At 61.5% G+C, this 12,550-nt stretch carries 10 protein-coding genes; 5 read left to right on the top strand and 5 right to left on the bottom strand.

Annotation, left to right across the window (positions count from 1 at the left end; genetic code table 11):
* Positions 1-199: 199 nt before the first annotated feature.
* A complete protein-coding gene (gene mtnA / locus AB7M32_RS12680) occupies positions 200-1,276 on the bottom strand; it encodes an S-methyl-5-thioribose-1-phosphate isomerase (protein ID WP_454250086.1) in 1,077 nt (358 codons plus the stop codon).
* Between the two features lie 106 nt (positions 1,277-1,382).
* On the opposite strand from mtnA, the gene AB7M32_RS12675 reads away from it, so the two are divergent.
* The 5 genes from AB7M32_RS12675 (at position 1,383) to AB7M32_RS12655 (ending at position 6,356) form a co-directional block, all read left to right on the top strand.
* Complete coding sequence (locus AB7M32_RS12675) at positions 1,383-2,714, top strand: TRZ/ATZ family hydrolase (RefSeq protein WP_454250085.1); 1,332 nt, start codon at positions 1,383-1,385, stop codon at positions 2,712-2,714.
* A gap of 61 nt (positions 2,715-2,775) precedes the next feature.
* The gene (gene ubiG, locus AB7M32_RS12670) at positions 2,776-3,474 is read left to right on the top strand and encodes a bifunctional 2-polyprenyl-6-hydroxyphenol methylase/3-demethylubiquinol 3-O-methyltransferase UbiG (RefSeq protein WP_063322361.1); all 699 of its coding nucleotides are present in this window, start codon (positions 2,776-2,778) and stop codon (positions 3,472-3,474) included.
* A gap of 4 nt (positions 3,475-3,478) precedes the next feature.
* Entirely contained in the window at positions 3,479-4,150 is a 672-nt protein-coding gene (mupP, locus tag AB7M32_RS12665) for an N-acetylmuramic acid 6-phosphate phosphatase MupP (protein ID WP_454250084.1), read from the top strand.
* 192 nt (positions 4,151-4,342) lie between these two features.
* Positions 4,343-5,083, top strand: coding sequence for a YciK family oxidoreductase (locus tag AB7M32_RS12660; RefSeq protein ID WP_060738597.1), 741 nt, complete (start codon positions 4,343-4,345; stop codon positions 5,081-5,083).
* 346 nt (positions 5,084-5,429) lie between these two features.
* The gene (locus tag AB7M32_RS12655; protein ID WP_454250083.1) at positions 5,430-6,356 is read left to right on the top strand and encodes a GGDEF domain-containing protein; all 927 of its coding nucleotides are present in this window, start codon (positions 5,430-5,432) and stop codon (positions 6,354-6,356) included.
* Between the two features lie 256 nt (positions 6,357-6,612).
* Here the strand turns inward: AB7M32_RS12655 and AB7M32_RS12650 are convergent, their stop codons facing one another.
* The 4 genes from AB7M32_RS12650 to AB7M32_RS12635 form a co-directional block, all read right to left on the bottom strand.
* Positions 6,613-7,383, bottom strand: a complete 771-nt coding sequence (locus AB7M32_RS12650) for a TenA family transcriptional regulator (protein WP_454250082.1) — start codon at positions 7,381-7,383, stop codon at positions 6,613-6,615.
* Between the two features lie 78 nt (positions 7,384-7,461).
* On the bottom strand, positions 7,462-9,921 hold the full coding sequence (locus AB7M32_RS12645; protein WP_072408449.1) for an EAL domain-containing protein: 2,460 nt from the start codon (positions 9,919-9,921) through the stop codon (positions 7,462-7,464).
* A gap of 182 nt (positions 9,922-10,103) precedes the next feature.
* Positions 10,104-11,930, bottom strand: coding sequence for an ABC transporter ATP-binding protein (locus AB7M32_RS12640; RefSeq protein WP_454250081.1), 1,827 nt, complete (start codon positions 11,928-11,930; stop codon positions 10,104-10,106).
* A complete protein-coding gene (locus AB7M32_RS12635; protein ID WP_454252129.1) occupies positions 11,923-12,525 on the bottom strand; it encodes a DsbA family protein in 603 nt (200 codons plus the stop codon). The genes AB7M32_RS12640 and AB7M32_RS12635 overlap by 8 nt, the downstream gene beginning before the upstream one ends.
* Positions 12,526-12,550: the final 25 nt, after the last annotated feature.

Raw genomic sequence — 12,550 nt, 5'->3', positions numbered from 1 at the left:
CCCAGATGCGCATGGTGCGTAGTTAGTTGACCGGTGACAGGCTGATATGGGACCAGAGGGGCTTAGAAGCGCTGTGGATAGAGATTCAGGGGCAAAATGCAAGGGATTTGTTGCCTTCAAGGGCCTCATCGCGAGCAAGCTCGCTCCCACAGGGATCTTTGCATGCTCGCGATGGCGGCAGGACAGACAGCGCCAACCATCAGTGCAACCGCTTGCGGCACATCAGTTGCGCCAGCTTCGCGGTGTCCGGGCGCTCGATGATGCCCTTTTCCGTGACGATGACGTCGATCAGGTCCGCCGGGGTGATATCGAAGACCGGGTTGAAGGCGCCCACCTGCGCGCCGAGCCTCCTGCCGCCCATTTCCAGCAGTTCGCGCCCGTCGCGCTCCTCCGCCGGGATGTCTTCACCGCTGGCCAGGCTCATGTCGATGATCGAGCTCGGCGCCACCACCATGAAGCGCACACCATGGTGCATGGCACAGACCGCCAACTGATAAGTGCCGATCTTGTTCGCCACGTCGCCATTGGCGGCGATGCAATCGGCACCGACGATCACCCATGTCACACCCTTGGTCTTCATGATATGGGCAGCGGCGGAATCGGCGTTGAGGGTCACCGGAATGCCTTCCCGGGCCAGTTCCCATGCCGTCAGGCGCGAGCCTTGCAGCCACGGCCGGGTTTCATCGGCATAGACGCATTCCACCATGCCTTCGATATACGCACCTCGAATAACCCCCAAGGCCGTGCCAAAACCGCCGGAGGCCAGGGCGCCGGTGTTGCCATGGGTGAGAATGGCCTGGGCGTTGCCCTGGTGCTTGCGGATCAGGTCGACCCCCAACTGGGCCATGGTCAGGTTGGCTTCGCGATCGCTCACGTGGATCGCGATGGCTTCAGCCTCGAGTACCGCCAGCGGCTCGGCATGCTCTTTCAAGCGCCCCAGCCGGTCGCGCATTCGATCCAGCGCCCAGAAAAGATTCGCCGCCGTCGGTCGGGCCGCGGTCAGCAAGGCAAAATCGGCCTCCAGGGCCGCTTGCCAATCGCCACCTTCGGCCATCCTGGCCCGCGCCGCCAGCACCACGCCATACGCCGCACTGATGCCGATGACCGGCGCACCGCGCACGGCCATCGAACCAATGGCCTCGGCCACATCGGCGACACGGGTGCAGGCGATCCAGCTTTCCTCGAACGGCAAGCTACGCTGGTCCAGCAGGTACAGGACGCCATCACGCCAATCGATGGCCTTCACCTTCTCCGCAGCCAATAGTCGATCGCGCATCCTTCACCCCGTACTCATGAACAAAAGCCGCCGATTATAGCGATCCCTCCGCGAAGACGCTCGGGTATACTTCGCCATCCTTTATACCCCATGGAACCGTTCCACGATGCCCAAGCCTGCCGTTGCGCTCGACTTATTATTGCTGCCGACCTGGTTGGTACCTGTCGAACCCGCCGGTGTAGTGCTCAAGGACCATGGCCTGGGCATTCGCGACGGCTGCATCGTGTTCATCGGTCCACGGGTAGAAGCCCTCAAGTGTGACGCCACCGAGGTCCGTGAACTGCCCGGCATGCTGCTCAGCCCCGGCCTGATCAACGCCCACGGCCACGCAGCCATGACCTTGTTTCGCGGCCTGGCCGACGACCTGCCCTTGATGACCTGGCTGGAACAGCACATCTGGCCGGCTGAAGCCAAATGGGTCGATGAAGATTTCGTCCGTGATGGCACCGACCTGGCAATCGCCGAGCAGATCAAGGGTGGCATCACCTGCTTCTCCGACATGTATTTCTACCCCAAGATCGCCAGCGAGTGCGTCCACGACAGCGGTATTCGCGCGCAAATCGCCATTCCGATCCTCGACTTTCCGATCCCCGGTGCCGCCAGCGCCGACGACGCCATTCGTCAGGGCATCGAATTGTTTGGCGACCTCAAGCACCACCCGCGGATCAAAGTCGCATTCGGCCCGCATGCGCCCTACACGGTGGGCGACGAGAACCTGGAGAAAATCCGCGTGATCGCCGAGGAACTGGACGCGGCCATTCATATGCATGTTCACGAAACCGCCTTCGAAGTGCAGCAGGCTGTGGATAACACCGCTGAGCGGCCAATGGCTCGCCTGGAACGCCTTGGCCTGCTGGGGCCACGCTTCCAGGCCGTGCACATGACTCAGATCAGCGACGAGGACCAGGCCCTGCTGGTAGAAAACAATTGCAGCGTGATCCATTGCCCGGAATCGAACCTGAAGCTGGCCAGCGGTTTCTGCCCGGTGGAGCGCCTGTGGCAAGCCGGCGTCAATGTCGCCCTCGGCACCGACGGTGCGGCGAGCAACAACGACCTGGACCTGCTCGGCGAAACCCGCACCGCCGCCCTGCTGGCCAAGGCCGTCGCCGGTTCGGCCACGGCCTTGGATGCCCATCGGGCGCTGCGCATGGCCACGCTCAACGGTGCCCGGGCGCTGGGCATCGAAGCGACCGTCGGCTCCCTGGAGGTCGGCAAGGCCGCCGACCTGGTGGCCTTCGATCTGTCAGGCCTGGCCCAACAGCCGATCTACGACCCGGTGTCGCAACTGATTTACGCCACCAGCCGCGATTGCGTCAAACACCTGTGGGTAGGCGGCAAGCCGTTACTGGAGGATGGCCGGCTGACCCGCATGGACGAAGCGACACTGATCGCCACGGCCCAGGCCTGGGGTCGGCGCATCAGCGGCCACAACGAATGACCACGCCCCTGGAGCCGCGGCTCGGGGCATCTGATTTTTCAAGCTTTTCGAGGATCTGCACATGAGCAACGTCGACCACGCCGAAATCGCCAAGTTCGAAGCCCTGGCCCATCGCTGGTGGGACCGTGAAAGCGAATTCAAACCGCTGCACGACATCAACCCGCTGCGGGTCAACTGGATTGACGAACGGGTCAACCTGGCCGGCAAGAAGGTCCTCGACGTCGGTTGCGGCGGCGGCATCCTCAGCGAAGCCATGGCCCAGCGTGGGGCGACGGTGATGGGCATCGACATGGGCGAAGCGCCGCTGGCGGTGGCGCAACTGCATCAATTGGAGTCCGGCGTCAGCGTGGAATACCGGCAGATCACCGCCGAAGCCCTGGCCGAAGAAATGCCCGGCCAATTCGATGTGGTCACCTGCCTGGAAATGCTCGAACACGTGCCGGATCCGTCCTCGGTCATCCGCGCCTGCTTCCGCATGGTCAAGCCGGGCGGCCAGGTGTTCTTCTCCACCATCAACCGCAACCCGAAGGCCTACCTGTTCGCCATCATCGGCGCCGAGTACATCATGAAGCTGTTGCCACGGGGCACTCACGACTTCAAGAAATTCATCCGCCCCTCCGAACTGGGCGCCTGGAGCCGCGCGGCCGGGCTGACGGTCAAGGACATCATCGGCCTGACCTACAACCCATTGACCAAGCACTACAAGCTGGCCGCCGACGTTGACGTCAACTACATGATCCAGACCCTGCGCGAGGAGTAAGGCGATGCGTCTCAAAGCGGTTCTCTTCGACATGGACGGCACGCTGCTCGACACCGCGCCGGACTTCATCGCCATCTGCCAGGCCATGCGCGCCGACCGTGGCTTGCCACCGATGAACACCCAGTACATTCGCGACGAGATTTCCGGCGGCGCCCGGGCGATGGTCGCGGTGACCTTTTCCATGGACCCGGAATCACCAGGGTTCGAGGAGCTGCGCCAGGAGTTCCTCGACCGTTACCTCAAAGGTTGTGCGGTCCACAGCCACCTGTTCGACGGCATGGCCGAAGTGCTGGCCGATATCGAAGCGGCCAACCTGATCTGGGGCGTGGTCACCAACAAGCCAGTGCGTTTCGCCGAACCGATCATGCAGCAACTGGGCCTGGCCGAGCGTTCGAAAGTGCTGATCTGCCCTGACCACGTGAAAAACAGCAAACCGGACCCGGAACCGCTGACCCTGGCCTGCAAGATGCTCGACCTGGATCCGGCCAGCGTGCTGTTCGTGGGCGATGACCTGCGGGACATCGAGTCCGGCCGCAGTGCCGGCACCAAGACCTGCGCAGTGACCTACGGCTACATCCACCCGGACGACAACCCGAATCATTGGGGCGCGGATGTCGTGATCGACCACCCTTCGGCACTACGTGAAGTGCTGGATAACGCGTTGTGCAGTTGCTGATGTGACGGTCTTGTGATGAAGGGATTTATGTGGGAGCAAGGCTTGCCCGCGATGAAGGCGATGCGGTCGTTCAGGAATCGAGGTGCCTGTTTCGCGAGCAAGCTTTGCTCCCACAGCCTGCTCCCAACAGCGGGGCTCAATCCCCTCGCCACTACAGCTTCTGCCAACAGATTGATTTGTTGAGGTTTTTTTATGTTTGATTATTCCGCCCGTCCCGACCTGCTCAATGGCCGGGTGATCCTGGTCACCGGCGCTGGTCGCGGGATCGGTGCCGCAGCGGCGAAAACCTACGCCGCCCACGGTGCCACCGTACTGCTGCTGGGCAAGACCGAAGCCAACCTGACCCAGGTCTACGATGAAATCGAAGCGGCCGGTCATCCGCAGCCAGCGGTGATCCCGTTCAACCTCGAAACCGCACTGCCTCATCAGTACGATGAACTGGCGGCGATGATCGAAACCGAATTCGGTCATCTGGACGGCTTGCTGCACAACGCCTCGATCATCGGCCCACGCACCCCACTGGAACAATTGTCCGGTGAGAACTTCATGCGGGTGATGCACGTCAACGTCAACGCGATGTTCATGCTCACCAGCACCTTGCTGCCGCTGCTCAAGCTGTCCAAGGATGCGTCCGTGGTGTTCACCTCCAGCAGCGTCGGCCGCAAGGGCCGAGCCTACTGGGGCGCCTATGGCGTGTCCAAGTTCGCCACCGAGGGGCTGATGCAGACCCTGGCGGACGAAGTCGATACCGTCGCCGCCGTGCGCGCCAACAGCATCAACCCCGGCGCCACCCGCACCAGCATGCGTGCCCAGGCCTATCCGGGAGAAAACCCACTCAACAATCCGACGCCCGAGGCGATCATGCCGGTCTACCTGTACCTCATGGGCCCGGACAGCACCGGCGTCAACGGACAGGCGTTCAACGCACAATAATGAAGCCGGCATCGCGACGATTTACCGTCGCGATGCCGGCCCGGTCGACGCCAAACCAAGCGAACCGCCAAGTCCACGTCGCCCCTGCTTTCGCGACTCGCTATCAATTCATTGATTCCTAATCGGTTTTTACGGAAGTGAACCGAATGGCACGACTTTCGCTCTAACCTCTTCAAACATGCCATGTTCGGCAGGTAATGGACGGTGAGACGAGACTTATGCCTGCCATGGAAGCGGACTAAACTCAAATCAGTTGTCCTACGGGACTGAAGGACCAGTACGACGTGCAGCCCAAAGCCGCCGCACCCAACCTGCGGGACAGATTTAGCTTAGGGGCTAACGCCAAATGAAAACGCCCAACCAGATCAACGCGTTCGACTTCGACAGCGCCAAATTGCAGCGTTTGGGCCTGTCCCAGCCATCGCCGCTCCCTGCACGCTCCGTCAGTCTGTCGCAATTGCGCCAGCAACTGAGCCAGCAACTACAGACCAGCCTGGAGCCGCAGCGGATCCTGGGCCTGTTTTTCCGGGAAATCCAGCGACTGGTGCCCCTGGATGCGTTGGCTTATCAGCACAAGGCCAGTGACCTGCGCCTGGAGTTCGGGCAACGCGGGCATCACACCCTCAGCTACAACCTCAGCCATGAAGGCGAACATCTGGGTGAGCTGGTATTCCGTCGTAACCAACGTTTCTCCGAGGCGGAACAGAGCGACCTTGAATCCATCATGTCGACGCTGCTGTATCCACTGCGCAACGCGCTGCTCTACCGCGCCGCGACCCAAAGCGCCCTGCGCGATCCGCTGACCGGGACCGGCAACCGCATCGCCATGGACCAGACCCTGATGCGGGAAATCGATATGGCCAAGCGTCATTCGCAACCCTTGTCGGTACTGATGCTCGATATCGATCATTTCAAGCGCATCAACGACAACCATGGTCACGGCGTTGGCGACGACGTGCTCAAGGCCGTGGCCGAGTCGATCAAGGGCCAACTGCGCAATGTGGACATGGTTTTCAGGTTCGGTGGTGAAGAATTTCTCATCCTGCTGGCCAATACCAGCCGGGATGCCGCGGCGATGGTCGGTGAACGACTGCGTTATGCCGCCCAGACCCAGGATTACTTCGCCGCAGGCACAAGGATCGAGCTGACGGTCAGCCTGGGGTGCGCCACCCTGCTACCGGGGGAATCCTCGGAAAGCCTGCTGCGCAGGGCCGACAGCGCGCTGTACGTAGCCAAGCGCGAAGGCCGCAACCGACTGGCGATGGCCGGCTGAAAACAATTGTGGGAGCGAGCTTGCTCGCGATGACGGCAGCACATCCAACATCTGCGCGAGCTGACCCACCGCCATCGCGAGCAAGCTCGCTCCCACAGGGATTTGGGGTGGACCTGAAGCCAGCGCTCATCCGAAACAACTGTGGGAGCGAGCTTGCTCGCGATAGCGGCCTGGCAGTCAACCTCCCCGTCGACTGTCAGGCCTCTTCGCGAGCAGGCTCGCTCCCACAGGTTGTGGCTATCTGTAGCGGTAGTAATCAGCTCCCGGCCAGTGCCAGACGCTCACGGGTAGATGCCGCCCTGCTGGCAGGCTCCGCCTGTTCCAGTTGCATGCAACGCTCCAGGAACAAGTACATGTAGTCATAGCTCTTGCACACGGCCTGGCGCAGCTCCGTTTGCAGGGCCTTGCTCGGATTCATCCCTGCCAGCGTACAGATGATTTCCAGGGCTTCCCAAGGATGGGCATCGTCGTACTGGGCATGCATCTTCAGCCACTTCATGGCCCGCTTGCGGTCTTCCTCGGCGAAGGCGGCCGCATAGACACCGTTGGAACACACCAGCGCCGACCACTCTCCCGTGGCGCCCTCGATGGCGTAGTTGGTCGCGGCGATGGCCACGATCAACGAGTCCGAGGAACTGGTGTGCCAGCACCAGTGGCTCAAGGCATGAAGCTCAGGCGGTACCTGCTGGGCTTGCAGGTCTTCCAGGGTCACGCCATGGGCGGCGCTCCAGTTGACCCAGTAGTCGGCATGGTTGAGTTCGACACGAATGTTGCGCATCAGCCAGCGACGCGCCATGTCCTCGCCGGGGTGGCGGGCAAAGCGGGTCTTGGTGAGGTTTTGTGCCATGTATAAAGCGAACTGCTCGACGACCGGCCAACCACCTATGAGGTAGTGGCGCATGGTCTTGGCGCTGAGCTTATTGTCGCGCATGCGCTGATACAGTTCGTGTTCGACAACCCGGCGCTTGCTCTCGCTGCAATCGGTAATGAGCTGCTGTGCCCATTTCGGATAGCTTGTGGCGTCCATGAGCGGGCCTGTTCGGTTGAATGTGTCGATCACTGTCGGGCTCCTTTTGATTGTGATTTTCTCGGATCAACAAGAGGTTCAGCGGAACGTGCCGGGGGCCTTGAATAACAGCGGCTGGGGCCGGGCCGGCCGACATTGCAACGTGTCGCAGGTAAACAATTGCGGGCGTTCGATCACATACCCCTGAGCGTAGTCCACCCCTATCTCCAGCAATGCCTGCTCGATCTGGGCGGTTTCAACAAACTCGGCAATCGTGCGCTTACCCATGACGTGACCGATGTGATTGATCACTTCGACCATTGCACGGTTAATCGGGTCGTCCAGCATATCCTTTACGAAACTCCCGTCGATCTTCAAGAAGTCTACAGGTAAATGTTTCAGGTAAGCGAATGAAGACATTCCGGCGCAAAAGTCATCCAGCGAGAAATAGCAGCCCAAGCTCTTGAGTTCATTGATAAAGCGGATCGCACTGCCCAGATTCGAAATAGCGCTGGTCTCTGTAATTTCAAAACAAATCATTTCCGGGGGAATCGAGTAAGCCGCGAACTGTTTACGCAGGAAGTCGAGGAACGCCTGATCTCCGATAGTTGTGCCTGACAGATTAATCGCACACATCGCCATGGGCCCCTGCCGCGATTCATTCAGGCACTGGCGGATGATCTTGAAGACATTCTCCACCACCCAACGGTCCAGGGACGTCATCAGCCCGTAGCGTTCCGCCGCGGGAATGAAGCTGTCCGGCAGGATCATCCGCCCGGCTTCGTCATGCAGGCGCAACAGGATTTCAATGTGCCCGCCACCATGATCGCCCGGCCCCAGCGCGGCGATTTCCTGGGCGTACAGACAAAAGCGGTTTTCCTCCAGGGCCATGTGCAAGCGCTGGACCCAGGCCATCTCGCCAAAGCGCAGGGACAACTCCGAGTCGTCGGCGTGATAGACCTGAACCCGGTTGCGTCCTTTTTCCTTGGCCATGTAACAGGCCATGTCGGCGGCCCGCAGAGAAGCCTCCAGGGTCGTCGGGGTCTGGGCGATATGCACCAGGCCGATACTCACGGTGGTCACGAACGGCCGGCCCTTCCAGACAAAATGCAGGTTCTGCACGGTCTGGCGCAGCCCTTCGGCGATCTTTTCCGCCGCCTCCGGTGAACAGTTCTCCAGCAAGATCCCGAACTCATCGCCACCCAGCCGGGCCAGGGTGTCATTTTCCCGCAACCCTGACTGCAGCAAGGCGCAGATATGCCGCAACAATTCGTCACCCGCCGCATGACCGCAGGTGTCGTTGACCAGCTTGAACTGATCCAGGTCGAGAAACATCAAGGCATGGCGCCCGATCTGGCGAGTGAGGTTGTGCAAGGCCTGCTCGAGGCGATACTCGAACTCCCGGCGGTTGGCCAGGCCAGTCAGGGCGTCATGGGTGGCTTGCCATGACAGGTTGGCGATGTATTGCCGCTCCTGGGTCATGTCATGCAGCACCAGCACGGCGCCACTGACCTTGCCCGCATGGCGGATCGGCGCGCCCACCAGGGTGACCGACACGGTGCTGCCATCCAGGCGCTGGATCAGTTTCGAATGTTCACTGGCGCCGCTGAGCCGACCGCTGAGGATGTGCTCGATCAGGGTCAGTCCTTCGGTCTGGGCATTGTCATCGAGCAAATTGAACAGCGCGGCCAGGGGCAACCCCGTGGCGTGTTCCGCTTTCCAATGGGTCATCGCTTCGGCGGCGGGGTTCATGTAGGCGATGGCCCCCTCCACGTCGGTGGTGATCACCCCATCACCGATGGATTGCAGAGTGATCTGTGCCCGCTCTTTCTCCATCTGCAGCGCATTGGCGAACACCTGCCGCTGGGCCAACAGTTTATGGGTACGCAACAACGCCAGGACGATCAACCCCAGGGCTGTGGCGAAATTGGTCACCAGCAAGAGCCGCAGAATGAAACGCGAGCCCTCGCCCAACGCGTCGCTGAACGCCTTGGCAGCCGGAGTGACGGAATCGTTGATCGCAAAGATCTGGGCCTTCCAGCCGCGAATATCCACCTCTGACGCCTGGCCCGCAGCAATGCTGCTGTGCATCTGCCGGGCGACGTTATCCAGTTCGGTCAGGTAGCCATCGCCCACCGTCCAGAGATCGATGGCTTCTTCCAGGTAACTGAAGTGACGGAAATTCAGATAAAGCCAGATCAGGCTGGACACATCGTCCGGGTGATTGCCGCCCTTGAGGATGCCGGCCCGTGCCGCTTCCAGGTTCGGCGGTTCGCGGTCCAGCGCTACCCGCAGCTCATGACCGCCCTCGGGCACGGCGATGGCTTGCTGGTATTTGCGGAAAATCACCTCGTCGCGGCTGTCGGCGTAGAGGTTGAGGTAATAGATGGCGTCTTTCTGGCCCTTGGACCAGAGGCTCTCCCCCGCTACATAGCCGCGAACCGCGGACAGCACGTAAAGGCTGACACCGCCAAGCAATGCCTGAAATAGCACAACGGCAATGAAGGGCCAGACGATGCCCAGCAGCCGTGGTGTTCCGAGAGTCTGCTTTTGCTTCATGAGGTCCCTTGCACAGGTACTGCCGGACGAACACCCGCCAGAATTCCGCTCCTGACTCAACAGCCTAGGCTAGTTTTCGACCCATCGAATGAATGGATGAAGAGATCTTTGCGTGGAATTTGGAAGAATCGGCGTGTTTGCCTGTTTTTTTCCGATACTAAGCACAGAAAACGGCGGGAAACTCAAGGCTGTTGTATCTGTTGCAAATGGCCATAGAGTCGAGCGTAGAGACCCCCGTCGGCAATCAACTGCAAATGGTCGCCGTCTTCGGCGACTTGCCCACCGTCGAACACCAATACCCGATCAGCCTGCTTAACCGCCGAAAGCCGGTGGGCGATGATCAACGTGGTGCGTGCGCTCAAAAAACGCGCCAGTGCCTGGTGAAGGTTGTACTCGGTGGCCGCGTCCAATGCCGAGGTGGCTTCGTCGAGAATCACCACCCGAGGATCGGCCAGTACCATGCGGGCGATGGCCAGCCGTTGGCGCTGCCCGCCCGACAGCCGAACCCCGGAACGCCCGACTACGCTTTCCAGGCCCTGGGGCAGCGCCCGGACCGTGGCGTCGAGCTGGGCGATTTCCAGTGCCCGCCAGCAGTCGTCGTCGCTGCACACACGGCCCATGGCAAGGTTGGCCCGTACCGTGTCGTTGAACAGCGCCGGATGTTGCAACACCACTGCAACATTCTCCCGAATGGTTTCCAGACCGATCTCCTGCTGCGTGGCGCCGCCGAAACGAATACTGCCCGACTGTGGCGTGTACAACCCCAGCAGCAATTGCACCAAGGTGCTCTTGCCGCCGCCACTGGCCCCGACGATGGCGACTTTCTCGCCCGGCGAAATGGACAGGTTCAACTGGTCGAGCACCAGCTCCTCGCCGTAACCGAAACTCAACCCCTGGATTTCGATGCCCACGGTGTCACGGCCCTTGAACGGATCGACGCCCCCCTTGTACTGGGGCTCGTCGGCCCGGGCCAGCAGTTCGTTGATCCGGTTCAAGGCGCCGCCGGCCGCGTAATAGGCGTATTGCAGGTTCAACAGCTGCTCGACCGGGCCGATCATGAACCAGAGGTAGCTGAACACCGCCAGCATCTGGCCGATGGACAGGTCGGAAAACACCACGGTGAGCATGGCCGCCGCGCGAAAAATATCGATGCCGAACTGGAACAACAAACCACTGGCGCGGTTCGAGGCGTCGGTTTTCCACTGCGAATTCACGGCGTAATCGCGGACCTCCTTGGCACGCATCCCCAATCGGCCAAGGAAATAACCCTGGCGGTTACCGGCGCGCACTTCCTGGATGGCATCCAGGGTTTCGGTCAAGGCCTGGGTGAAGCGCGAGGTGCTGTCGTTCTCCAGTTTCTTGAGGTGTTTGACCCGCTTGCCCAGTTGCACCGTGGCGTAGATCACCAGCGGGTTGAACAGCAGGATCAGCAGCGCCAGTTCCCAGTGCATCCACACCAGGATCCCGGCGGTGCCCACCAGGGTCAGCATCGCCACCAGGAAACGGCTGAGGGTCTCGCCGATGAATTTGTCGAGGGTGTCCAGGTCGGTGACCAGGTGGGCCGCCACGGTGCCACTGCCCAGGCTTTCGTACTCGCCCAAGGAGATTCGTTTGAGGCGTTCGATCAAGCGGATGCGAATGCGATAGACAATGTCCTTGGCCAGCCTGGCGAACAGGCGCGCCTGCACCACGTTGAACAGCAAGGCACCACAGCGCAGGGTCAGGGTCGCCAGCAACATCAGCCCGATATAGCCCGCCGCGCTCTGCCACGCCGCTGGCAAGGCATGGTTCATGACTTTCAGGGCCGCATCGCCGTGGCCCAGCAGGACCTCGTCCACCAGCAATGGCAACAGCAACGGAATCGGCACGCTGCACAGCGTCGCCAGCAAGGCCACGCCGTTGGCGATCCACAGGGCTTTTTTATGCTTGAGGGCCAGGCGACGGATCTCCGCCCAGCTCAACCGGTCGATGCGCTGCGAGGTCGATGGGGCTGACGGCCGCTCAGGCACAGGTCGCGCGCTCCAGCCAGCGGCCAAGCAAAGGCGACAACTGGCTCAGGGGCTGGTAACCGTTGGTCAGCAAGGCCAACTGGCCGTCACGCTCTGCCAGTAGCGTGGGAAACCCGGCAATGCCCAAATCCTGGACCCAGGTGAAATCCGCCGCGGTGGCCGCATGTTGGTCGGCGCGGTCGAAGGCCGCGGCGAATTCGATGCGTGGCAGCCCGGCCTGCTCGGCCAGCTCCACCAGCACGCTGGCGTGGGTGACGTCACGGCCTTCTACATAAAAGGCCTGTTGGATCAGCTTCAACAGCGTCCAGGCCAGGTCCGGGGCCAGGCTGCGGGCCGTCACCACTGCCCGGCAGGCGGGCTCGGTGTCGTAGACGAAACCGTCCGGCAACGCGCCTTCAAGCTTGAAGGGCTGGCCGGTGGCCTGGGTCACGGCCTGCCAGTGCTCAAGAATGTAGCGCCGGGTGGTTGGCTCCAGCGCCGAACCGCTGCCGGTGCGCAAACCGCCCACCACCAGGTGCAACGCCACACCCGCGGCGTGCGCCTGCTCGACCAACGCCTCGGCCACCGGTGCAAAGCCCCAGCACCAGGAACACATCGGGTCCATCACATAGAGCAGGCGT

It is taken from the genome of Pseudomonas sp. R151218B TE3479 (assembly GCF_053629195.1).
Note: the sequence above shows the minus strand (reverse complement) of the source record. Positions and strands in the feature narration are given on the sequence as shown.

Bases quoted from the DNA above. Each gene is read 5' to 3' on its own strand.
- mtnA (WP_454250086.1), bottom strand. From the start codon at position 1,276: ATGCGCGATCGACTATTGGCTGCGGAGAAGGTGAAGGCCATCGATTGG.
- AB7M32_RS12675 (WP_454250085.1), top strand. From the start codon at position 1,383: ATGCCCAAGCCTGCCGTTGCGCTCGACTTATTATTGCTGCCGACCTGG.
- ubiG (WP_063322361.1), top strand. From the start codon at position 2,776: ATGAGCAACGTCGACCACGCCGAAATCGCCAAGTTCGAAGCCCTGGCC.
- mupP (WP_454250084.1), top strand. From the start codon at position 3,479: ATGCGTCTCAAAGCGGTTCTCTTCGACATGGACGGCACGCTGCTCGAC.
- AB7M32_RS12660 (WP_060738597.1), top strand. From the start codon at position 4,343: ATGTTTGATTATTCCGCCCGTCCCGACCTGCTCAATGGCCGGGTGATC.
- AB7M32_RS12655 (WP_454250083.1), top strand. From the start codon at position 5,430: ATGAAAACGCCCAACCAGATCAACGCGTTCGACTTCGACAGCGCCAAA.
- AB7M32_RS12650 (WP_454250082.1), bottom strand. From the start codon at position 7,383: ATGGACGCCACAAGCTATCCGAAATGGGCACAGCAGCTCATTACCGAT.
- AB7M32_RS12645 (WP_072408449.1), bottom strand. From the start codon at position 9,921: ATGAAGCAAAAGCAGACTCTCGGAACACCACGGCTGCTGGGCATCGTC.
- AB7M32_RS12635 (WP_454252129.1), bottom strand. From the start codon at position 12,525: ATGTGTTCCTGGTGCTGGGGCTTTGCACCGGTGGCCGAGGCGTTGGTC.